The organism is Pseudomonas sp. UYIF39, assembly GCF_029963765.1.
Lineage (GTDB): Bacteria > Pseudomonadota > Gammaproteobacteria > Pseudomonadales > Pseudomonadaceae > Aquipseudomonas.
In genome coordinates this window covers 1-23598 of sequence record NZ_JALBYU010000003.1, presented here as the reverse complement: position 1 = coordinate 23598, position 23598 = coordinate 1, and the positions used below count along the sequence as shown (strand labels likewise).

At 58.8% G+C, this 23598-nt stretch carries 17 protein-coding genes and 1 other RNA gene; 11 read left to right on the top strand and 7 right to left on the bottom strand.

Features of this window, described 5'->3' with window-relative positions:
• Window positions 1-49 precede the first annotated feature (49 nt).
• Window positions 50-1510, bottom strand: coding sequence for a D-alanyl-D-alanine carboxypeptidase/D-alanyl-D-alanine-endopeptidase (gene dacB / locus MO767_RS04975; RefSeq protein ID WP_282479636.1), 1461 nt, complete (start codon window positions 1508-1510; stop codon window positions 50-52).
• Window positions 1511-1742: 232 nt separating this feature from the next.
• Here dacB and MO767_RS04970 point away from each other — a divergent pair, with 232 nt between their 5' ends.
• Window positions 1743-2087, top strand: a complete 345-nt coding sequence (locus tag MO767_RS04970) for a YggL family protein (RefSeq protein ID WP_007896965.1) — start codon at window positions 1743-1745, stop codon at window positions 2085-2087.
• Between the two features lie 42 nt (window positions 2088-2129).
• On the opposite strand, the gene MO767_RS04965 is transcribed toward MO767_RS04970, so the two are convergent.
• A complete protein-coding gene (locus tag MO767_RS04965) occupies window positions 2130-3320 on the bottom strand; it encodes a benzoate/H(+) symporter BenE family transporter (RefSeq protein ID WP_282479635.1) in 1191 nt (396 codons plus the stop codon).
• Between the two features lie 227 nt (window positions 3321-3547).
• On the opposite strand from MO767_RS04965, the gene MO767_RS04960 reads away from it, so the two are divergent.
• Complete coding sequence (locus tag MO767_RS04960) at window positions 3548-4312, top strand: GntR family transcriptional regulator (protein ID WP_282479634.1); 765 nt, start codon at window positions 3548-3550, stop codon at window positions 4310-4312.
• 93 nt (window positions 4313-4405) lie between these two features.
• Here MO767_RS04960 and guaD read toward each other — a convergent pair whose 3' ends face one another.
• The 4 genes from guaD to xdhA all read right to left on the bottom strand — a co-directional run bounded on the left by guaD (window position 4406) and on the right by xdhA (window position 10529).
• The gene (guaD, locus tag MO767_RS04955) at window positions 4406-5710 is read right to left on the bottom strand and encodes a guanine deaminase (protein ID WP_282479633.1); all 1305 of its coding nucleotides are present in this window, start codon (window positions 5708-5710) and stop codon (window positions 4406-4408) included.
• An 8-nt stretch (window positions 5711-5718) separates the two neighbouring features.
• Window positions 5719-6564, bottom strand: a complete 846-nt coding sequence (gene xdhC / locus MO767_RS04950) for a xanthine dehydrogenase accessory protein XdhC (RefSeq protein WP_282479632.1) — start codon at window positions 6562-6564, stop codon at window positions 5719-5721.
• A gap of 118 nt (window positions 6565-6682) precedes the next feature.
• Window positions 6683-9082 (bottom strand): xanthine dehydrogenase molybdopterin binding subunit, encoded by a 2400-nt coding sequence (gene xdhB, locus MO767_RS04945; RefSeq protein WP_282479631.1) that lies wholly within the window; start codon window positions 9080-9082, stop codon window positions 6683-6685.
• Window positions 9075-10529: a xanthine dehydrogenase small subunit gene (gene xdhA, locus MO767_RS04940; protein ID WP_282479630.1), complete on the bottom strand. Its 1455-nt coding sequence runs from the start codon at window positions 10527-10529 to the stop codon at window positions 9075-9077. Before xdhA ends, xdhB begins: the two co-directional genes overlap by 8 nt.
• Window positions 10530-10795: 266 nt before the next feature.
• Between xdhA and MO767_RS04935 the strand changes: the two genes are divergently transcribed.
• The 9 genes from MO767_RS04935 to MO767_RS04895 all read left to right on the top strand — a co-directional run bounded on the left by MO767_RS04935 (window position 10796) and on the right by MO767_RS04895 (window position 22688).
• Window positions 10796-11455, top strand: coding sequence for a GntR family transcriptional regulator (locus MO767_RS04935; protein ID WP_134421778.1), 660 nt, complete (start codon window positions 10796-10798; stop codon window positions 11453-11455).
• A gap of 2 nt (window positions 11456-11457) precedes the next feature.
• Complete coding sequence (gene smc / locus MO767_RS04930) at window positions 11458-14946, top strand: chromosome segregation protein SMC (protein ID WP_282479629.1); 3489 nt, start codon at window positions 11458-11460, stop codon at window positions 14944-14946.
• 258 nt (window positions 14947-15204) lie between these two features.
• Window positions 15205-16059 carry a cell division protein ZipA gene (zipA, locus tag MO767_RS04925; RefSeq protein ID WP_282479628.1) on the top strand — a complete coding sequence of 285 codons (855 nt, stop codon included), beginning with the start codon at window positions 15205-15207 and terminating at the stop codon, window positions 16057-16059.
• Between the two features lie 91 nt (window positions 16060-16150).
• Entirely contained in the window at window positions 16151-18508 is a 2358-nt protein-coding gene (gene ligA, locus MO767_RS04920) for an NAD-dependent DNA ligase LigA (protein WP_282479627.1), read from the top strand.
• Window positions 18509-18593: 85 nt separating this feature from the next.
• Window positions 18594-19760, top strand: coding sequence for a putative zinc-binding metallopeptidase (locus MO767_RS04915; RefSeq protein ID WP_282479626.1), 1167 nt, complete (start codon window positions 18594-18596; stop codon window positions 19758-19760).
• A gap of 304 nt (window positions 19761-20064) precedes the next feature.
• Window positions 20065-20161, top strand: an RNA gene (gene ffs, locus MO767_RS04910) — signal recognition particle sRNA small type.
• Between the two features lie 703 nt (window positions 20162-20864).
• A complete protein-coding gene (locus tag MO767_RS04905; protein ID WP_130211607.1) occupies window positions 20865-21116 on the top strand; it encodes a hypothetical protein in 252 nt (83 codons plus the stop codon).
• A 75-nt stretch (window positions 21117-21191) separates the two neighbouring features.
• Window positions 21192-22322 (top strand): reverse transcriptase family protein, encoded by a 1131-nt coding sequence (locus MO767_RS04900; RefSeq protein WP_282479625.1) that lies wholly within the window; start codon window positions 21192-21194, stop codon window positions 22320-22322.
• Between the two features lie 54 nt (window positions 22323-22376).
• Window positions 22377-22688, top strand: a complete 312-nt coding sequence (locus MO767_RS04895; protein ID WP_282479624.1) for a hypothetical protein — start codon at window positions 22377-22379, stop codon at window positions 22686-22688.
• A 538-nt stretch (window positions 22689-23226) separates the two neighbouring features.
• Here the strand turns inward: MO767_RS04895 and MO767_RS04890 are convergent.
• On the bottom strand, window positions 23227-23442 hold the full coding sequence (locus tag MO767_RS04890; RefSeq protein WP_282479623.1) for a hypothetical protein: 216 nt from the start codon (window positions 23440-23442) through the stop codon (window positions 23227-23229).
• Between the last annotated feature and the right edge of the window lie 156 nt (window positions 23443-23598).

Below are 23598 nucleotides of genomic sequence, written 5' to 3'. Positions count from 1 at the left end.
GCGAGCAAGCTCGCTCCCACATTGGATCTGTGGTGTTTTGTAGATCCGGTTACAACACCGAAGCCGTTTCCGGCACTTTCGGCTGGCGATACAGGTCCAGCAGCACCTGATCCAGCACCGACGACGCGCCAAACGGTGCCTTGTCGTTGAGGATCGCCACCACCGCCCAGGTATTGCCGTTGATGTCGCGGCTGAAGCCGGAGATGGCGCGCACGGTGTTCAGGGTGCCAGTCTTGACGTGGGCTTCACCGCGCATCGCGGTGGTCTTCAGGCGTTTGCGCATGGTGCCGTCGGTGCCGGCAATCGGCATCGAGCTGATGAACTCGGCGGAGTAGGGGCTGCGCCACGCGGCTTGCAGCATCGCCGCCATTTCACGGGCGCTCACCCGTTCAGCGCGGGACAGGCCTGAACCGTTCTCCATCACCAGGTGCGGCGCGGTAATGCCTTTCTTCGCCAGCCACTGACGTACCACACGCTGGGCAGCCTTGGCGTCGTCACCGTCGGCATCGGTGCGGTATTTCTGGCCCAGGCTCAGGAACAGCTGCTGAGCCATGGTGTTGTTACTGTATTTGTTGATGTCGCGAATGATTTCCGCCAGATCCGGCGAGTAGGCCCGGGCCAGCACCTTGGCGTTGCTCGGCGTCGGCGCCAGCACATCCTTGCCCTGGATGCTGCCGCCCAGTTCCTTCCAGATCGCGCGCACGGCACCGGCGGTGTAGGTCGCGTGGTCGAGCAGCGACAGGTAAGTCTGGGAGCTGCAGCCCTCGCCCAACTGGCCGCCAACCGTCACGGTCACACTGCCATCGGCCTGGGTCACCGGGTTGTAACGCACGCCACCGGTGCATTGCTTGGAGTTGACGGCTTTGACCTGGTTTTCGATGCGAATGCTGGCAATCGGCGGTTCTACCGACACCAGCACCCGGCCGTTGTCGTTGCGTGCCACGAAGCGCAGGGCCTTGAGGTTGACCATCAGCGAGTCGGGTTTGACCAGGAACGGTTTGTTCTCGTCATTGCCGTCGTCGTTGAATTCGGGCAGTTGCGGTTGCATGAAGAAGCCGCGGTCCAGCACCAGGTCGCCGGTGACTTGGGTCACGCCGTTGGCGCGCAGGTCACGCATCAGCAACCAGAGTTTTTCCATGTTCAGTTTCGGATCGCCGCCACCCTTGAGGTAGAGGTTGCCGTTGAGGATGCCGCCACTCAGGGTGCCATCGGTGTAGAACTCGGTTTTCCACTGATGGTTCGGGCCGAGCATTTCCAGCGCGGCATACGTGGTCACCAGTTTCATGGTCGAGGCCGGATTGACCGAAACGTCAGCGTTGAAAATGGTCGGGGTGCCGGGACCGTTCAGCGGGATCATCACCAGCGACAAGGCGCTGTCCGGCAGTTTGCTGGCCTTCAGGGCTTTTTCGACGTTGGGCGACAGCCCGGTGTTGATTGGCGCGGCGGAAATGGAGAAGGCCAGAGGAAGAAGGAAACCGGCCAGCAGCAATGGACGCAAAGATTTGATCATGTGAAATAAAACCCTACAGCCGAGGGGGAAAAGACGAGGGCATGAAGATAAATTCCCTCAGTGGTCATGAAAGTGTCGGCATTATGCCCCAAGGTGTAGCGGCTTGTGCCGTACCCTGGTCCTCTAATCCGCTATTTTTTACCGACGGTAGGGCCTGCAACCCAGAGAGACGGGCAATCGGCGCCTTAAACTGCTAAAGTGCCGCCCGTTATTACTTATGAGGATTGTTCCAATGGCGACTAACCGTTCCCAGCGTCTGCGCAAAAAGCTGTGCGTCGATGAATTTCAAGAGCTGGGTTTCGAACTGAACCTGGATTTCAAAGAAGATTTGGCTGATGAAGCCATTGATGCTTTCCTCGATGCGTTCCTCAAAGAAGCCATGGAAGCCAACGGTCTGGGCTATGTTGGCGGCGACGACTTCGGTCTGGTTTGCCTGCAGAAGCGTGGCTCGGTCTCCGAAGAGCAGCGTGCCGCTGTTGAAGCCTGGCTCAAAGGCCGCAGCGAACTGACTGAAGCAACCGTCAGCCCGCTGATCGACGTCTGGTACCCGGAAAAGCCGATCAATCCGGTAGCTTGATGTAATGAAAAACGGCGACCCAAGGGTCGCCGTTTTTTTGCTTCAGGCGTTGCGCCAATTCAGAATCACCAACGTCAACACCCCCGCCACAATCCCCCAGAACGCCGAGCCGATGGAAAACAGCGTCAGCCCCGACGCCGTCACCATAAAGGTAATCAGTGCTGCTTCACGTTCCTTCACTTCGCTCATGGCGATGCTCAAGCCGTTGATGATCGAGCCGAACAGCGCCAGTGCCGCAATCGACAGCACCAACTCTTTCGGCAGCGCAGCAAACAGCGCCGCCAGCGTCGCGCCGAACACCCCGGCAATCCCGTAAAAAATCCCGCACCAGACGGCCGCCGTGTAGCGCTTGTTGCGATCCTCATGGGCATGCGGCCCGGTGCAAATCGCCGCGCTGATGGCTGCGAGGTTGATCCCGTGGGAACCGAACGGCGCCAGCAGCAACGAAGCGATGCCGGTGGTGGTGATCAGCGGCGAGGCCGGCACGGTGTAACCGTCGGCGCGCAGCACGGCAATGCCCGGCATGTTCTGTGAGGTCATCGCCACGACAAACAGCGGGATGCCAATGCTGATGGTCGCGGCCAGGGAGAAGTGCGGCGTGGTCCAGACCGGCGTCGCCACTTCCAGATGGAAGCCGCTGAAATCCAACAGCCCCATGAACCCTGACAACGCCGTGCCGATCAGCAACGCGGCGAGTACGGCATAACGTGGCGACAGGCGTTTGACCACCAGATAAGTGAAGAACATGCCCAATACCAGCGCGGTGCGATGCTGCGCGGCGACGAAGATTTCGCTGCCGATCTTGAACAGAATCCCCGCCAGCAAAGCCGCCGCCAATGACGCCGGAATCTTTTTCACCAGCCGTTCGAAGCTGCCGGTCAGGCCACAAATCGTCACCAGCACCGCGCAGGTAATGTAGGCGCCAATGGCTTCGCCGTAGGTCACGCCGCCCAGACTGGTGATCAGCAACGCCGCGCCGGGTGTCGACCATGCGATGGTGATGGGGGTGCGATAACGCAAAGACAGGCCGATCGAGCACACTGCCATGCCAATCGAGATCGCCCAGATCCACGACGAAATCTGCCCGCTGGTCAGGCCCGCCGCTTGCCCGGCCTGGAACATCAGGACCAGCGAACTGGTGTAACCGGTCATCATCGCAATGAAGCCGGCGACGATCGCAGAAGGCGACGTATCGGCAAAAGGGCGGAGCTGCGTGTGCGTGACGTCGTTCATGACAGCGGTGTTCCTTATACTTTTGAAAGGTAAAACCCGGGTTCAAGCCTAAACTCAAAAGTAACCAGTCGTTGCAATACAGCGGAAGTGACAAACAGCCGTACAGTCGTGTTGCCACCCTCCATTGTGTACAATCGCAGTGTTTTTTACGCGATACTTGCCAGCGACCCACTGTGCCGTATTACAGTCACGGTCAATTCGCCGCAGTTCTTCCGACTCGAGTGCCCATGAACGAACAGTTGCAACCCCTAAAGAAACAACCGCGAGCAGGCAAAGCCGGCCGCAGCGGTACCCAGGACGATATTGTCTATGCGCATATCTTCGAGGCCATCCTCGAACAGCGTCTGGCGCCCGGTACCAAGTTGAGCGAAGAAGCGCTGGGGGAAATTTTCGGGGTCAGTCGCACCATCATTCGCCGCGCGCTGTCGCGCCTGGCCCATGAAGGCGTCGTGCTGCTGCGGCCGAACCGTGGCGCTGTCGTCGCCAGCCCGAGTGTCGAAGAGGCTCGCCAGGTGTTCATGGCCCGGCGTCTGGTGGAGCGCGCGATCACTGAATTGGCGGTGCAGCACGCCACTGCCGAGCAGATTGCCGAGTTGCGCCAGATGGTCAACGACGAGCGCGACAGCTTCTCCCGCGGTGATCGCGGCGCCGGTATTCGTCTGTCGGGCGAGTTCCACTTGAAGTTGGCCGAAGCGGCAAAAAACGCGCCGCTGATCAGCTTCCAGCGCAGCCTGGTGTCCCAGACGTCGTTGATCATTGCCCAGTACGAAACCGGCAATCGCTCCCACTGTTCCTACGACGAGCACACCCAGCTGATCGACGCCATCGAAGCGCGCAACGCTGAGCTAGCGGTGGACCTGATGATGCATCACATGGATCACATCGACAGCAAACTCAACCTCGACGAAGAAAGCGCGTCGGATGATTTGCATGCGGTGTTCTCGCATTTGTTGCAGACCAAGAAACCAGGGCGGCCGGTCGCCAAACTCTGATAGTCCGAGGCTTGCCCGCGAAGGCGGCATCAAAGACACAAAAAATCCCCCGCAACCAACGATTGCGGGGGATTTTTTTGTGTCCGGAAAAACCTAGCGCTGATGCACCTGATTCCCCGCCGCATACGTCTGCAACACCGTCCGGTCATCCCCCAGCGTCATCAACACAAACAACGTCTCGGCAATGTTATTGGCCTGCTTCAAGCGATAGCTCAGCAGCGGTGTGGCGTTGTAATCCAGCACCAGGAAGTCCGCGTCGGTGCCCGGTTGCAGGGTGCCGATCTTGTCTTCCAAGCGCAGCGCGCGAGCGCCGCCGAGGGTGGCCAGGTACAGCGATTTGAACGGGCTCAGTCGCGCACCTTGCAGCTGCATGACCTTGTACGCTTCGTTCAACGTTTGCAGCAGCGAAAAACTGGTGCCGCCACCGACGTCCGTACCGATGCCGACATTCAACTTGTGCTTCTCGGCCATCGGCAGGTTGAACAGGCCGCTGCCGAGGAAGAAGTTCGACGTCGGGCAGAAGGCGATCGCCGAGCCGGTTTCCGCCAGTCGCGCGCACTCGTCATCGCACAGGTGCACGCCGTGGGCGAATACCGAACGTTCGCCGAGCAGTTTGTAGTGGTCGTAGACGTCCAGGTAGCCCTTGCGCTCCGGGAACAGCTCCTTGACCCACTCGACTTCCTTGAGGTTTTCGCTGATGTGGGTCTGCATGTACAGGTCTGGGAATTCGCTGAGCAACTGGCCGGCGAGGGTCAGCTGTTCCGGGGTGCTGGTCGGGGCGAAGCGCGGGGTGACCGCGTAGTGCAAGCGACCCTTGCCGTGCCAGCGCTCGATCAGCGCCTTGCTTTCGACGTAGCTGGATTCAGCGGTGTCGGTCAGGTAGTCCGGCGCGTTGCGGTCCATCATCACCTTGCCGGCGATCATCCGCAGGTCCAGCTGTTCGGCGGCCTCGAAGAACGAATTCACCGACTGCGGATGCACGCTGCCGAACACCAGCGCCGTGGTGGTGCCGTTGCGCAACAGTTCCTTGATGAAAATGTCCGCGACTTCGTCAGCGTGAGCCTTGTCGGCGAACTGGCTTTCGCACGGGAAGGTGTAGGTGTTGAGCCAGTCCAGCAGCTGCTCGCCGTAGGCGCCGACCATGCCGGTTTGCGGCAAGTGAATGTGAGTGTCGATGAAGCCGGGGGTGATCAGTGCGTCCTGATAATGGGTGATCTCGATGTCGGCTGGCAGGGTCGGCAGCAAGTCGCTGGCGTGACCAAGGGCGCTGATCTGGCCGTTATCGACCACCAACAGGCCATCTTCGAAATACTCGTAAGAGGCTTCGATACCGACTTCGGCAGGATCGGCGATGCTGTGCAGAATGGCGGCGCGGTAGGCTTTGCGAGTCAGAGGCATAAAATTTCTCAATTCGTGGCTTGGCTGCGGCGTGAAGCAGGCAGCAGTTTGGCGATCGATGATCCGGCGCTGGCGGTGTGCTGGCCGAAATTGGCGTTATAGGTGGCGATGATTTCGCCGGCGATGGAGATGGCGATTTCCACAGGCAACTTGCCTTTGACTTCGCCGATGCCCATCGGGCAGCGCATGCGTTGCAGCACGGCGCTGTCGAATCCACGGTCACGCAAGCGGTGTTCGAACTTCACCCGTTTGGTCTTCGAACCGATGAGGCCGAAGTAGGCGAAGTCGTTGCGCTTGAGGATCGCGGCGGTGAGTTGGAGGTCGAGCTGGTGATTGTGGGTCATGACGATGCAGTAGCTGCCGGCGGGCAGGTCGTCGATTTCGTCCACCGGTTCTTCGGTGACGATTTTACGGACACCGTGGGGGATCTGTTCCGGGAATTCGGCTTCCCGCGAATCGATCCAGCGCACCCGGCAGGGCAGGCTGGCGAGCAGCGGCACCAGCGCCCGGCCGACGTGGCCGGCACCGAACACGGCGATCTGCGCCTGGACCTGACCCATCGGTTCGAACAGCAACACCGTCACGCCGCCGCAGCACTGACCCAGGCTGGCGCCGAGGCTGAAGCGCTCAAGGTGGGTGTCCTGCTTACCGCTGGCCAGCATCTCGCGACCGATCTGCATGGCCTTGTATTCCAGATGCCCGCCACCGATGGTGTCGAAGGTCTGGCTGGCGCTGATGACCATCTTCGAGCCGGCGTTACGCGGCGTCGAGCCGAGCTCTTCGATGATGGTCACCAACACGCAGGGTTCACCCTGGGATTGCAGGTCGGCGAGGGCGTCGATCCAGTTGTACATGTTTCACCTCGACATCTTTGTTGTCTGTTCGGGCCTCTTCGCGAGCAGGCTCGCTCCCACAGGTTCAGCGCGATCCTTGTGGGAGCGAGCCTGCTCGCGAATGGCCGCGCCTCGGTCCTTAAAGCGAAGCCAACTCCGGCTCAGCCTCGGCAGCCTTCGCCACCTTCAACTGACGCATCTGCTCACAGCCCCACAGCACCCGCTCCGGGGTCGCCGGTGCGTCGATTTTCGGTTGATGCTTGTAGTCGCCAAGGCTCGCCACGGCGTCCTTGATCGCACACCACGCCGCGATGCCGAGCATGAACGGCGGCTCGCCCACGGCCTTGGAGTGGAACACCGTGTCTTCCGGGTTTTTGCGGTTTTCCACCAGCTTCACCCGCAGGTCCAGCGGCATGTCCGCCACCGCCGGGATCTTGTAGCTGGCCGGGCCGTTGGTCATCAGTTTGCCCTTGTTGTTCCACACCAGTTCTTCCATGGTCAGCCACCCCATGCCCTGGATGAAACCACCCTCGACCTGACCGATGTCGATCGCCGGGTTCAGTGAGTCGCCGACGTCGTGGAGGATGTCGGTGCGCAGCATTTTGTACTCACCGGTCAGGGTGTCGATGATCACCTCGCAGCACGCTGCGCCGAAGGCGTAGTAATAGAACGGCCGGCCCCGCGCCTGGCTACGGTCGTAGAAGATTTTCGGGGTCTTGTAGAACCCAGTGCTCGACAGCGAAACCTGAGCGAAATACGCCTGCTGGATCAGCGATTCAAACGTCAGGATGTGATCACGAACCCGCACGTGACCGTTGTGGAATTCCACGTCTTCTTCGCTGACCTTGTACTGCCGCGCGGCAAATTCAACCAAGCGTTTCTTGATGATTTCCGCCGCGTTCTGTGCGGCTTTACCGTTCAGGTCGGCACCGCTGGAAGCGGCGGTCGGCGAGGTGTTCGGCACCTTGTCGGTGTTGGTCGCGGTGATCTGCACGCGGTCCATTTCCACCTGGAACACTTCAGCCACGACCTGCGCGACTTTGGTGTTCAGGCCTTGGCCCATTTCGGTGCCGCCATGGTTCAGGTGGATGCTGCCGTCGGTGTAGATATGGATCAGCGCACCGGCCTGGTTGAGGAAGCTGGCAGTGAAGGAAATACCGAATTTCACCGGGGTCAGCGCCAGGCCTTTTTTCAGGATCGGGCTGTTGGCGTTGTAGCGACGAATCGCTTCGCGGCGCTCGGCGTACTGGCTGCTTTCTTCGAGTTCGGCGGTCATTTCCTCGAGCATATTGTGCTCGACGGTCTGGTAGTAATGGGTGACGTTGCGCTCGGTCTTGCCATAGTAGTTGGCCTTGCGCACGGCCAGCGGATCGAGGGCCAGATGGCGGGCAATCGCGTCCATCACTTCTTCAATGGCGACCATGCCTTGCGGGCCACCGAAACCACGGTAAGCAGTGTTCGATGCGGTGTTGGTCTTGCAGCGGTGACCGTTGATGGTCGCGTCGCCCAGGTAGTACGAGTTATCGGCGTGGAACATCGCACGGTCGACAATCGATGCCGATAAGTCCGGTGAGCAACCGCAGTTGCCGGCCAGCTCCAGGGCAATACCGTGCAGGCGGCCGGTGCTGTCGAAGCCGACGTCGTACTCGACGTAGAACGGGTGACGCTTGCCGGTCATCAACATGTCTTCGACGCGCGGCAGGCGCATTTTTGTCGGCTGGCCGGTGAGGTGGGCGATGACTGCGCAGAGGCACGCCGGACTGGCAGCCTGGGTTTCTTTACCGCCGAAACCACCGCCCATGCGGCGCATGTCGACGACGATTTTGTTCATCGACACGTCGAGCACTTCGGCGACGAGCTTCTGCACTTCGGTGGGGTTCTGCGTCGAGCAGTAGACGATCATGCCCCCGTCTTCAGTCGGCATCACCGAAGAGATCTGGGTTTCCAGATAGAAGTGTTCCTGGCCGCCAATGTGCAACGTGCCCTGGATACGATGCTCGGCGGTGGCCAAGGCACCGGCCGAATCACCGCGCTGATGCGTGTGGCTGTCGAGCACGAAGTGGCGTTTGCGCAGGGCTTCAACCACGTCCAGCACCGGCTCGAGATCTTCGTATTCGATGATCGCGGCCATGGCGGCTTTGCGCGCGGTTTCCAGATCTTTCGCCGCGACGGCGAGCACCGGTTGACCGACGAATTGCACGTCGTCGATGGCCAGCAGCGGATCGCCCGGCAGCAATGGGCCGATGTCTTTCAGGCCCGGTACGTCTTCGTGGGTGATAGCGATGCGTACGCCGTCGAAGGCGTAACAAGGCCGGGTGTCGATGCTGATGATTTTCGCGTGAGCGCGGTCCGACAGCCGAGCGTAAACGTGCAACTGGTTAGGAAATTCCAGCCGGTCATCGATGTACTGCGCTTCACCGGACACGTGCTTGGCGGCGCTGTCGTGCTTGACGCTGCGGCCGACACCGGTGGTCAGGTCCTTGGCGAACAGTTCAGCCAGTTCGGCCTGGGTCTTCTCTACGGCGTGATGATTAGACATAAGCGGTCACCCGAGTCTCGATGTGCGGTGTTTGCAGTTCGATGAAGTATTTACGCAGCAGGTTCTGGGCGCTAAGCAGGCGGTATTCCTTGCTGGCGCGGAAGTCCGAGAGTGGCGTGAAATCTTCGGCCAGTGCGACGCAGGCGCGTTCGACGGTGTCGTTGTTCCAGGTGGCGCCGAGCAATATGGCTTCGCAGCTTTTGGCGCGTTTTGGCGTTGCCGCCATGCCGCCGAAGGCGACGCGGGCGTCGGCGATCACGCCGTTGTCGATGCGCAGGTTGAACGCGGCGCAGACAGCGGAAATGTCATCGTCCAGACGTTTCGACACCTTGTAGGCGCGGAACAGTTGTTCAGCTCTGGCGCGAGGCACGATGATCTTTTCGATGAACTCGCTTTCCTGACGTGCGGTAACCCGGTAATCGATGAAGTAGTCTTCCAGGGCCATGGTGCGGCGGGTATCGCCCTTGCACAAAACGATCTGTGCACCCAACGCAATCAGCAGGGGAGGTGAGTCACCGATCGGCGAAGCGTTGCCGATGTTGCCGCCGAGGGTGCCTTGGTTGCGGATCTGCAGGGAAGCAAAGCGTTGCAGCAATTCGCCGAAGTCCGGGTACTCGGCTTTCAACGCTTCATAGCAATCGGAGAGTGCGGTGGCGGCACCGATTTCCAGGCGATCATCGAAACGTTCGATGCGTTTCATCTCGGCGACGTTGCCGACGTAAATCATCACCGGCAGGGTGCGGTGGAACTGCGTGACTTCCAGCGCCAGATCCGTACCGCCGGCCAGCAGGCGGGCTTGTGGATAAGCGTCGTAAAGGTCAGCCAGATCGGCAACGGTCAACGGCACCAGGCAGCGCTTGTCGCCACTGTTGAGTTCGCCGATGTCGGTAGGGGCGATGGCCTTCAGGCGAGCGATGGTGTCGGCTTCACGCGCATCGAACTGGTCTGTTTGCTTGCCGCAGCAGGATTGTTCGGCGGCAGCCAGAATCGGCCGATAGCCGGTGCAGCGGCAGAGGTTGCCGGCCAGTGCTTCGTGAGCTTTATGAGCATCCGGCTGATCGCTGTTCTTTTGCAGCGCGAACAGCGACATCACGAAGCCGGGTGTGCAAAAACCGCATTGCGAGCCGTGGCACTCGACCATGGCTTTCTGCACGCTGTGCAGCTCGCCTTGGTGCTTGAGGTCTTCAACGCTGATCAATTGTTTGCCGTGCAATGACGAAACGAACGTCAGGCACGAGTTGAGGCTGCGATAGCGAATGTGTTCGCGGCCATCGTCATCCGTTTGCAGCTCGCCAACCACCACGGTACAGGCGCCGCAGTCACCGCTGGCGCAGCCTTCTTTGGTGCCGGGTTTGCCCACATGGTCGCGCAGATAATTGAGCACGGTCAGGTTTGGGTCCAGGGCGTGCTCGCTACGGAGTTCCTGGTTAAGTAAAAACTGGATCACGGAAGGCCTCGCAGACTCATTATTGTTGTTAACCGACTTGAACCGAATTTATCAGGTCTGACTTTGCGGTCAATGATTTTCTGACTTGAAGGTCAGGAAATAGCGTTTTGTCGATCAACGACTCGTTCCTTTATTATTGACCCTCACGGGATAGCCTGCTTTTTGCTTGAATCGTGCCAAAAACCGCCGAGTGGGCACTCCGCCATGACCCTTCATGTGCGCTACACTGCGCCGCTTGTGCAAATCGAAGAGTTTGAAGGACAACCATGACGTTCAAGGCGCCGGACAGCCTCGCCGAGCAAATTGCTCACCACCTCGCCGAACGCATCATTCGTGGCGAAATGAAGCCCGGGGAGCGCATCCAGGAACAGAAGGTCACACTGGCCCTCAATGTCAGCCGCGGTTCGGTCCGTGAAGCCTTGCTGATCCTCGAACGCCGCCACCTGATCGCGATCCTGCCGCGACGCGGCGCCCACGTGACCGAGCTCACGGTCCACAAGGTCCAGAGCCTGTGCACGCTCATGAGTGAGCTTTACATTCTGCTGGGCAATGCAGTGGCCAGCGGCTGGCAAGTCCAGGCCGACATGGCGCCATTCGTGCAAATCCAGCAGCGTCTGACCGCCAGCTACGAGCGTCAGGACATTCGCACCTTCGTCGACGACAGCTTCAGTGTGATGCGCGCCGCGTACCCGTTCGCCAACAACCCGTACTTGCAGGAAACCGTCGAGAATCTGCAGCCGGCCATGAGCCGCGCGTATTTTCTCGCCCTGGAACAGCGCAAGGCCTCAATGAGCGAGTTCCTCGAACTGTTCGAACGCTTGCTCGCCGCCGTGCTGGCCCGTGACTTTCCGCAGATCCGCATCGTGCTGACGGCATATGCCCAGCGCAGCTGCGATCTGGTGGTTTCTGCCCTGACGGACGCTTAAGCGTGCGGCTAAAGTGCATCAAACTGGCGGGGTTCAAATCCTTCGTCGACCCGACCACGGTGAACTTCCCCAGTAACATGGCGGCGGTGGTCGGGCCCAATGGTTGCGGCAAGTCGAACATCATCGACGCCGTCCGCTGGGTGATGGGCGAGAGTTCGGCCAAGAACCTGCGCGGCGAGTCGATGACCGACGTCATCTTCAACGGTTCGACCAGCCGTAAACCGGTGAGCCAGGCGAGCATCGAGCTGGTGTTCGATAACTCCGACGGCACCCTGCTTGGCGAATACGCGGCCTACGCGGAAATTTCCATTCGCCGCAAAGTGACCCGCGACAGCCAGACCACTTACTACCTCAACGGCACCAAATGCCGCCGCCGCGATATCACCGACATCTTTCTGGGTACAGGCCTGGGCCCGCGCAGCTATTCGATTATCGAGCAGGGGATGATCTCCAAGCTGATCGAGTCAAAGCCCGAAGACTTGCGCAACTTCATCGAAGAAGCGGCGGGTATTTCCAAGTACAAGGAGCGCCGGCGCGAGACTGAAAACCGCATTCGCCGCACCCACGAAAACCTGGCCCGCCTGACCGACCTGCGCGAAGAGCTTGAGCGTCAGCTCGAACGCTTGTACCGCCAGGCCGAGGCCGCCAAGAAGTATCAGGAATACAAGGGCGAGGAGCGTCAGCTCAAGGCCCAACTATCGGCCCTGCGCTGGCAGGCTTTGAATGAGCAGGTCGGTCAGCGCGAAGCGATCATCGGCAATCAGGAAGTCACCTTCGAAGCGCTGGTGGCCGAGCAGCGCAACGCCGATGCGGCTATCGAACGCTTGCGGGACGGGCACCACGACCTGTCCGAACGATTCAATCTGGTGCAGGGGCGCTTCTATTCGGTCGGCGGCGACATCGCCCGGGTCGAGCAGAGCATCCAGCACGGTCAGCAGCGTTTGCGCCAATTACAGGACGACCTGAAAGAAGCCGAGCGCGCGCGACTGGAAACCGAGTCTCACTTGGGTCATGACCGCACCTTGCTGCTGACCCTGGGTGAAGAGCTGGACATGCTCACCCCCGAACAGGAAGTCACCAGCGCCGCCGCCGAAGAGGCTGCCGCGGCGCTGGAAGAATCCGAAACCACCATGCACGGCTGGCAGGAGCAATGGGACACGTTCAACCTGACGGCCGCCGAGCCGCGTCGCCAGTCCGAAGTTCAGCAGTCGCGCATCCAGCAGCTGGAAACCAGCATGGAGCGGCTGGCCGATCGTCAGAAGCGTCTTGGCGAGGAGCGCACGTTGCTCTCGGCGGACCCGGAAGACGCTGCAATCATGGAACTCAGCGAGCAACTGGCCGCGAGTGAAGCGACCCTCGAAGATTTGCAGGCCAGCGAAGAAGCCCAGGTCGAACGCCTCGAGCAACTGCGTCAGGAATTGCAATTAGCGCTGCAAAATCAGCAACAGGCTCAGGGTGATTTGCAGCGTCTGAACGGTCGCCTCGCCTCCCTTGAGGCCTTGCAGCAAGCCGCGCTCGATCCGGGCACCGGCACCGCTGAATGGCTGCGCGAACAACATTTGGCGGATCGTCCGCGTCTGGCCGAAGGCCTGAAAGTCGAAGCCGGTTGGGAGCTGGCGGTGGAAACCGTGCTCGGCGCCGACCTGCAAGCGGTGCTGGTGGATGACTTCGGCGATTTCGATCTGGCCGGTTTTGCCCAAGGCGATTTGCGCTTGCTCAGCCCGGCCACTGATGGCGTGCGCGTGCCCGGCAGCCTGCTTGATAAAGTTGAAGCGCAGATCGATCTGGCGCCATGGTTGGGGCAGGTTAAACCGGTCGACAGTCTTGAACAGGCTTTGGCCTTGCGTGGTCAATTGGCGGCCGGCGAAAGTCTGATCAGCCGCGATGGTTATTGGGTCGGTCGGCACTTCTTGCGCGTGCGTCGGGCCAGCGAAGCGGAAAGCGGTGTGCTCGCCCGGGGTCAGGAAATCCAGCGTCTGGGCCTTGAGCGCGAAGAGCGCGAAGCCACGGTCGAAACCCTGGAAACCCAATTACAAAACCTGCGGGCGCAACAGCGTCAGCAGGAAAACGGCCGCGAACATCTGCGCCGTCTGCTGCAAGACGAAGCCCGTCAGCAAGGTGAGTTGAAAGCCCAGTTGTCCGCCGGTAAAGCCAAGGCCGAACAACTGACCTTGCGCCGTACACGCCTGGACGAAGAACTCACCGAGTTGGCTGAACAACGCGCTCTGGAACACGAAAATATCGGCGAGGCGCGTCTGCAATTGCAGGAAGCCCTCGACAGCATGGCGCTGGACACCGAGCAGCGCGAGTTGCTGCTGGCTCAGCGCGACAGCTTGCGCGAGCGACTCGATCGGGTGCGGCAGGAAGCCCGGCAGCACAAGGATCACGCCCATCAACTGGCGGTGCGTCTGGGTTCGCTCAAGGCCCAGCACGATTCCACACGTCAAGCGCTGGAACGTCTGGAAATGCAATCCGAGCGCCTGACCGAGAAGCGCGAACAGCTCAGCCTCAACCTGGAGGAGGGGGAGGCTCCGCTGGAAGAGTTGCGCCTCAAACTCGAAGAGTTGCTCGACAAACGCATGACCGTCGACGAAGAACTCAAGACTGCGCAGATCGCTCTGGAAGACGCTGACCGTGAATTGCGTGATGCGGAAAAACGTCGCAACCAGGCCGAGCAGCAATCGCAGTTGATTCGCGGCCAGATGGAAACCCAGCGCATGGAATGGCAAGCCCTGACCGTGCGCCGCAAGGCGCTCGAAGATCAATTGCTGGAAGACGGCTACGACCTTCACGGCGTACTCGCAACGCTGGTGGCCGAGGCCAACGAGAAAGACGCCGAAGAAGAACTCGAACGCATTGCCGCGCGGATTCAGCGCCTCGGTGCGATCAACCTGGCGGCCATCGACGAATACCAGCAACAATCCGAGCGTAAACGTTATCTGGATGCGCAGAACGATGATCTGGTGGAAGCACTGGACACGCTCGAGAACGTGATTCGCAAGATCGACAAGGAAACCCGAAACCGCTTCAAAGATACCTTTGATCAGATCAATGGCGGTTTACAGGCCCTTTTCCCAAAAGTTTTCGGTGGAGGACGCGCCTATTTGGAACTGACGGGCGAAGATCTACTCGATACAGGGGTAACGATCATGGCGCAGCCGCCAGGAAAGAAGAACAGCACCATCCATTTGCTCTCCGGTGGCGAAAAAGCCCTGACTGCCTTGGCTCTGGTTTTTGCCATCTTCAAGTTGAATCCGGCGCCGTTCTGCATGCTCGATGAAGTTGACGCACCATTGGATGACGCTAACGTTGGACGCTACGCACGGCTGGTCAAAGAGATGTCGCAGACGGTGCAGTTCATCTATATCACCCACAACAAGATCGCCATGGAAATGGCCGAGCAACTGATGGGGGTGACGATGCACGAACCGGGTTGCTCGCGTCTGGTGGCAGTGGATGTCGAGGAGGCGATGGCGATGGTGGATGCCTGAGTCGGCGCTTGTAGGGGAGGTGTTTTTGAGTTGTAGGACCTATTTACCCGCCCTGACTTGCTGGCCAATCGACATATTCGCGCAAGCCGTTGTGACAGACGGTGTAAAGTTGCCTTTGGTCGTGCTAGTTTAATGTCAATTTATTGTATGCGTGGGCAAAACGCCTGTCAGAACATAGAGTTGGCGCCACGTTTTAAAGCGGTTTACGAGTTGTAAACCTCTTATTTTTCAGCATTTTTTATAGAGGCACGGGATTACATGGAAATCGGTCTGCGCGAGTGGCTGATCGTCATCGGCATTATTGTCATTGCCGGTATTCTTTTCGATGGCTGGCGTCGCATGCGCGGCGGTAAGGGGAAACTGAAATTCCGTCTTGACCGAAGTTTGTCCAACTTGCCGGACGAGGACACCAGTGCCGAGCTGTTGGGCCCGCCCCGCGTGCTGGATACCCATAAAGAACCGCAACTGGACGAGCACGATCTGCCGTCGGTGAGCATGTCTGCTCGTGAGCCGCGTGAGTCGGGTTCCAAGCGCGGCAAGCGTGGCCATGGCGAGCCTTCCCAGGGCGACATGAACCTCAGTCTGGATCTGGACGGCGGCCCGAGCTTCAGCAGCCGTGACGACGATTTCCCGGATGACACCAAGGCTTCGAGTTCGGCCAGCGACAAGGAACAACCGCAAGCCGAAGAAGTGCTGGTGATCAGCGTGATCTGCCGCGACGCTGCTGGCTTCAAAGGTCCGGCGTTGTTGCAGAATATTCTGGAAAGCGGTCTGCGTTTCGGCGAGATGGACATCTTCCACCGCCACGAAAGCATGGCTGGCAACGGCGAAGTCCTGTTCTCGATGGCCAATGCGGTCAAGCCGGGCGTCTTCGATCTGGACGACATCGACCACTTCAGCACGCCGGCAGTGAGCTTCTTCCTCGGTCTGCCAGGTCCGCGTCATCCGAAGCAAGCCTTCGACGTGATGGTGGCCGCGGCGCGCAAACTGTCCCAGGAGCTGAACGGCGAGCTGAAAGACGACCAGCGCAGCGTGCTGACCGCCCAGACGATCGAGCATTACCGTCAGCGCATCGTTGAATTCGAACGTCGCGCCCTGACCCAGAAGCGTTGATTCAAAAGGTTGCTCCCGCGCCGTGCGCGGGACGATCAGCAAAATAGATTGAGCAGCCTCGGCTGCTCTTTTGCTTTATGAGAGAACACCCATGACCGCCGCCAAAAACCGCATTCTAGAGCTGCGTGCTGAGCTGGATCAGCACAACTATCGCTACCACGTGCTGGACGAGCCGAGCATTCCGGACGCCGAATACGATCGGTTGTTCCACGAGCTCAAGGCCCTCGAAGCGGCCCATCCCGAACTGATCACCAGCGACTCGCCGACCCAGCGCGTCGGCAGTGCGGCGTTGTCGGCGTTCACACAGGTGCGTCACGAGGTACCGATGCTCAGCCTCGGCAACGCCTTCGAAGAAACCGATATGCGCGAGTTCGATCGCCGGGTAACTGAAGGTCTCGACCTGCCAGCCGGCGACTTGTTTGGCGGCGGGGCGGCGGTGGAATACAGCTGCGAACCCAAGCTCGATGGCCTGGCGGTCAGCTTGCTGTATCAGGACGGCGTGCTGGTACGCGGCGCGACTCGCGGCGACGGCACCACGGGCGAAGACATCAGCGTCAACGTCCGTACCGTGCGCAACATTCCGCTCAAGCTGCAAGGCGCGGGCTGGCCGGCGACCCTGGAAGTGCGCGGCGAAGTGTTCATGTCCAAGGCCGGTTTTGAGCGTCTCAACGCCACGCAGCTGGAAGTCGGCGGCAAGACCTTCGCCAATCCGCGCAACGCGGCGGCGGGCAGTTTGCGCCAGCTCGATTCGAAGATTACGGCCAACCGTCCACTGGAGTTCTGCTGCTACGGCATCGGTCAGATTTCGGCCGATATTGCCGACACGCACATTGGCAACCTGCAGCAACTCAAAGCCTGGGGCATGCCGATCAGTCATGAGTTGAAACTGGCTCGCGGCATTGTTGAATGCCTGGATTACTACCGCGACATCGGTGAACGCCGAAATTCGCTGCCCTACGAAATTGATGGCGTGGTGTTCAAGGTCAACAGCATTGCCTCTCAGCGTGAGTTGGGTTTCCGCGCGCGCGAACCGCGCTGGGCGATCGCGCACAAATTTCCGGCCATGGAAGAGCTCACCGAGTTGCTCGACGTGGAATTCCAGGTTGGCCGCACTGGTGCGGTGACGCCCGTGGCGCGCTTGAAGCCGGTTAAGGTGGCCGGTGTGACTGTGGCCAACGCGACGTTGCACAACATGGACGAAGTGGCGCGTCTGGGCCTGATGATTGGCGACACCGTGATCATCCGCCGCGCCGGCGATGTGATTCCGCAGGTGGTGCAAGTGGTCATCGAGCGCCGTCCGGACAACGCACGGCCAGTACAGATTCCCGAGAAATGCCCGGTCTGCGGTTCCCATGTCGAGCGCACGCAACTGGTCAAACGCAGCAAAGGTCGCGAGACCGTCAGCGAAGGCGCGGTGTACCGCTGCGTCGGTCGTCTGGCCTGCGGTGCGCAACTCAAGCAGGCAATCATTCACTTTGTCTCCCGTCGCGCCATGGACATCGAAGGCCTGGGCGAGAAGAGCGTCGAGCAGCTGGTGGACGAAGGGCTGGTGAGTTCGCCGGCTGATTTGTACGCGCTGACGTTCGAGCAGATTGTCGATCTGGAAGGTTTTGCCGAGTTGTCGAGCAAGAACTTGCTCAGCGCCATCGAAGACAGCAAGCAGCCGAGCCTGGCACGCTTTATCTACGCCCTCGGGATTCCCGATGTCGGTGAAGAGACGGCGAAGGTGCTGGCGCGTTCTCTCGGCTCGCTGGAGCGGGTTCAGCAAGCCTTGCCGCAAGTGCTCACGTATTTGCCGGACGTTGGTCTGGAAGTGGCTCACGAGATTCACAGCTTCTTTGAAGATGCGCATAACCAGCAGGTGATCAAGGATCTGCTCAAGCACGGCATGCAGATTCAGGATCAGGGCGAGTTGGGCGCCGAGTTTGCCGCCAGCACTACGTTGGGTGGCTTCCTCGACAAACTGCACATACCTTCGGTCGGGCCGGGTGGGGCGCAGAAGCTGGCGGATAAGTTTGGTTCGCTTGACGGGGTTTTCAGCGCCGACTGGCTGGATATGCGCCAGGCGCTGCCGGAAAAACAGGCCACTTCGGTTCGCGAGTTCTTTGCGGTTGCGCAAAATCGCCACATTGCTGAAGCCGCCGAGAAACAGCTGCGTGAATTTGGCATGCACTGGCAGAGCGAGAAGAAAGTCGTTGAGGGCTTGCCGCTGGCCGGGCAGACCTGGGTGCTGACCGGTTCGCTGGAGTTGATGAGCCGCGACATCGCCAAGGACAAACTTGAAAGCCTCGGTGCCAAGGTGGCGGGCTCGGTATCGGCCAAGACCCATTGTGTGGTCGCTGGACCGGGTGCCGGTTCGAAGTTGACGAAGGCTAATGAGCTGGGATTGAAGGTTCTGGATGAAGAGGCATTTGTTGAGTTTCTGAGTAAGCACGGCATCACGGTTTAGTCGTGATCGTTCCTACGCAGAGAGCGTGGGAACGATCATTCGCGAGTAATGATCTAGTCTTGGCAAGCCCCAGGGAGAGATCGCCATGTACCGCTTCTTCGAACAGCTCAGTACACGCATCGCCGCGCCCTTCATCGGCGAAAGCTCGCGCAACAGCAAGGTCTGGCAATGCCGCTGCGGGCAGTCACTGTTTTTTCGCAACAGCCAGTGCCTGGCGTGTTCGGCAGCGTTGGGGTATCAACCGGAGGAGAGTCGCCTATCGTCGCTGCAGCCCGGCTTGCAGGCTGATACCTGGTTGCTCGACGCCGATCCCGAAGCCGGTGTCTTGCGCCGCTGCGCCAACCTCGATTCCCCGGCCGCGTGCAATTGGCTGCTCCCCGCCAATGACCACGATGCGTTATGCATCGCTTGTAGCCTGAACCACACCATTCCCGACCTGTCGATTGCCGAAAACCACGAACGCTGGCGCAAGGTCGAAACGGCCAAGCGTCGACTGGTCGCACAGTTGGTCAGCCTGGGTTTGCAGGTGATTTCCAAAACCGTTGACGAAGAGGCTGGCCTGGCCTTCGATTTCATTGGTGTCGACCTCGAAGGCAAGCCGCCGACCACCGGTCACTCTAACGGTCTGATCACCCTCGATATCAAAGAAGCCGACGACGCCCATCGCGAGCAGATTCGGGTGCAGATGCACGAACCTTATCGCACGCTACTCGGGCATTTTCGGCATGAAGTCGGGCATTACTACTGGGATCGGTTGATCGCCAACAGCCATTGGCTGGAACCGTTCCGAGGCTTGTTCGGCGACGAACGCGCCAGCTACACCGGCGCTCTCGAGCGGCATTACCAGCAAGGCGCACCGCTTGACTGGCAGCAACATTACGTCAGCGCCTACGCGACCATGCACCCGTGGGAGGATTGGGCCGAAACCTGGGCTCACTACTTGCACATGATGGATGCGGTGGATACGGCGTTGGGGTTCGGAATGAGTGCCAGGGAGATGGATTTCGACTATCAGCCGTTTCCCCCAAGTACTCTCTATGATCCACAGCATCCCGGCGGCGCGGCGTTCCTGTCGTTCGTCAATGCGTGGATCGAACTGGCCGGCATGCTTAATGAGTTGTCGCGCAGCATGGGGCAGCCGGATTTCTATCCGTTCGTCCTGCCGCCGGCAGTGATCGCCAAGCTGCACTTCATCCACCTGGTGATCCAGCAGGAGGGTGGCAGGGCAGATGAGGTGTTGCAGGACTTGTAGCCGCCTGCGTCCGCTTGTAGCAGCTGTCGAGCCTGCGAGGCTGCGTTCGGCTGCGAAGCAGTCGTGAAATCAGGCAACGCGGTTTTTCAGGTAAACCGCGTGCGACGGTTTTCGACTGCTGCGTCCGAACGCGGCCCGAGCCGAACGCAGGCTTCGCCAGCGGCTACAGGACTGCGGTGTCCCGCAGACTTTGCATGTCCTTGAAGCAGCACATATTTTTTAATCCGCCCGAACGGTTGTAACTTCGTCTCAGACAGGTACAATGGCGCGGCTCGCCGTCAGGTGAGCGTCGTTATGGTGATCCCATCGGTCCCCCCGCAACGATTACCCGTGAACCTGGTCAGATCCGGAAGGAAGCAGCCACAGCGGGAACATTGTGTGCCGGGGTGTGGCTGGTGGGGGCACCACCTATCTCTAAATCCTTGATTCTACAAGGATTTGTCAGTCAAAAAACTCGAAGTGTGACAGCGTTTAAGTACACCTAAGTGGTGCACTGTGCTGACGATCTTACCTTGACCATTTTACTCTCGCCATCGTTGCCGTTCAGGTCGCATCGTTTTATTCAAGCATCCTTGGGGGGTGCGAGGAAAGTCGAAGTTCTTCCGCGCTTTTCTCAGCCCTTAATGGCACATCGACATAATTGATTGCCATGCGACTTGGCGAGGGGTATAAGGAAGTCGCTGGGCGTACCGTCCAGGTGCTCTTTAAACATGGTGAATATTCTCTGGGCTTGCAGTTGGTGGTCGGGAAACTGACCAGCTTTGGTGTTCTTCAAAGCTACCTCTCCGCAACGACTCAGTCCCCTAGGTCGTCCTATGTGTGTGTCCTGTGCTTGGGCCGCGCGTCATCGAGGTGTTCCGCGTTAGCGTTTGCTTTATGCGCTGGCGAAGTGTTCCTCGTTAACGTAAAGCTGTTCGGTTTACGCAATTGGCATGTGTTGACGGATGAATTCTACGGTGACGAAGTTTGTGGCGGCGACGGCTTATCGATATTGATAAATCAATATCAATAAGCAGAACTGTGGTTTGTAGTGGTGTCTTGGAAGTTCCATTCGGCCCGGAATGCTTTGGCGGCGGCAATTTCGCCGGCGAAGGAGCTACAACCATGCGTAAGAAGAAAGCAGTCCGTTCTCGGACTATTCTGAAAAAGCACAATATCCAAGACACCCGCGTTACAGTTGATAGTGAACGTTCTCATAGCAACGAAGGAAGAAGCAGTCGGTTGAAACGAATCCGCTATGCGGTGGAGGGACTTCTGATTCGCCAAGTGCTTTTGGAGATATGGGAACGTAAGCAGGAGTACTGGGACGGAGCCTGCGAGGTTGTAGGCAAACTCCTTGAGGTTGTTCTCTCATGACGCAACAAATCACATCATTCGAATTCTGAAAGGCCGATCTGAGTATCGGCCTTTCTTCATTTTAGGGATCGGAATATGGACGCTCCTACGTACCCTTTCAAGCCTATTCACAGTATCCAGGCATTAGCCTTGGCGCTGGGCGAGAGCGAACGTCTGCTAGAGCGCCTTGCGATCCGTGCTGACCGAATGTACCGCCATGTACCTCAAGAGAAGAAAGGAAAGAAGCGAGATACTTATGATGCTCACGAGCCACTCAAGCGGGTTCAGCGAAAGCTCGTTGACCGGGTGTTATCCAAAGCTATCTTCCCCGCGTATCTTCACGGAGGCATAAGGGACCTTAAGTCCCCGAGGAGCATTCATAGCAATGCGACCGTGCATGCGGGAGCAAGGTTCGTCATCCTCCAAGATATCCGGAACTTCTACCCATCCATATTGGAAAGCCAAGTGGACGCCTTGTTTCGCGGGCTGTTCGGATTTGGAGCGAGTGTAGCGGCCCTGCTATCGTCAATTTGTACTCGTGAAGGGAGTGCGCCCCAAGGGGCTAGTACGAGTGGCTACATCGCCAACCTGGTTTTCTGGGATGTTGAACCAAAGATCGTAAAGGACCTTTTGGACCGAGGCTTCCAGTATTCACGATTTGCTGACGATATCACTATCTCCTGTAGCCGCGAGCCATCGTCGAGCGAGCTTTCCGGCATTGTTTCGACCATCACTGGGATGTTGGCTGCTAAAGGCTGTCATCAGAAGCGTACGAAGCTCCACATGCGTGTTCGTGGGCAAGGCATCAAGACTGATGAGGCTACTTTTCAGCCGGTCACGGTAACAGGGTTGAGCGTCTTCAATAGCACTCCAGGCCTAACTAAGTTGGAACGTAAGCGTATACGTTCAGCGGTCAGGGAGTTGGAAGTGATGAGCGAGTCGATACCGGGCTGGGCTGTCCTTGAACCGATGTATCACCGTTCGATGGGGCGCGTAGGAAGGCTTCTGGCGTGCGGTCATCCTGACGGTGAGGCATTAAAGGCTCGCCTCAATGTGGTTAAGCGGTCGTACCAACCACCGTTGCTCGAACGGTATCAGCAAACAATCACCGCATGCTTGGCTACAACGGCTGATTCCCTCGGTAGCGCTTCTTCCTGTCCTGATCAGTCTGCGGAGCGAAATGGCCCTTTACCTTGGGAGAATTGCCGCCCATCACCCACGGATTGAACCGTATCGTATGTCAGTATACTGTTTTTATATACAGTATTCGGTGCGTGCGGGATGAAAGACGATTTGATCGACGACAGCGGGTTTGAACTGGGATTGCCCTCCCGCGAGGAAATGCTCAAGCACCAGTGTGATTTGCTTTGTGCCGAGCTGGAGACAACAAGGCGAGACTTGCGTAGAGCCCACAAAACCATCGCTGGAATGATCGTTATGTACCGGGAAAGCTCGACGGAGCTGGCCGCCCTGAAGATTGAACACGAACGGCTGAAGTGGACGCTGACGGACATGTACAGCCGGGAGCGGGAACAAGGAACGACCCAGCTAGGGTGCGCCTACGGTGACTACGCACCCAAAGACAAGGCCTAGCTCCATGTCACAGTAAGCAGTAGCATCTGGGATATACAGGAGGCCCACATGAAACTTAGCAGGTTGTTAACCAGAGGCGTGCAACATGCCAACTAGTGACGAATGGACGGAATGGCACCTAACATCCAGAGGCTGGCTGTGTGGAACCGAGCAGAAGGATTATCGACGGGTGGACCGATCACCACCAGCAGACCGAGTATTAACCAGCAAATACAGGGTGTACTTGAGATCATCGAATGCGATGGTGGACAAAGGCAGTGAAGATATCTGGAGGTCTCCTGATAACGATGTAGTGGATGAGCTTCTCAAGCTATACGGCAAGCCGCCTGAACACTTGTAAGAAACTAAGGACCACTTTCCACAGATGCCTTAGCCCCCGCCGCGAATCGGGGTGCAACTCTTCAGACGATCCAGAATCAGCTGGAAAAATAATGATGGGGCTCACCCGGCGTGACGTACTGCATCCAGCGAGAATGGGCACTGTCCACACCGGGCGAGCGGGACAGATTGTAGGTTGCTGCTCTCTGGCTGTCAGCGATCAAAGGCGTATTCGCATGATTGCGTCAGTGATCCCTTGAGCATTTGTGTCCAGCGTTCCCAATGCCGCTGCTGCGTTGTCGGCGACACTTCCTGCCCCGTTCTCTGAGAGCAATTTAGTTATTTCTTCAATCGCTGCGGCTAACGCATGTTGATTATGGAGCAGCAGTGTCAGTGCGTCCGCCGTAGCGATCTTGCTTTCTGGGCTATCTGACATGGCTATCGTCCTTGAGTGAGATTGCGGCAAGCCTAGTTCATCTCACCACTGGCTGGGGCCACTTTTCCAGCTCCGCTGACACCACGGTAATTGCACTGACTTGTAGTGGTCAACTGATCCCGGACACGGTTTTAAGGTTTTCTTCGGTTTTTGCCG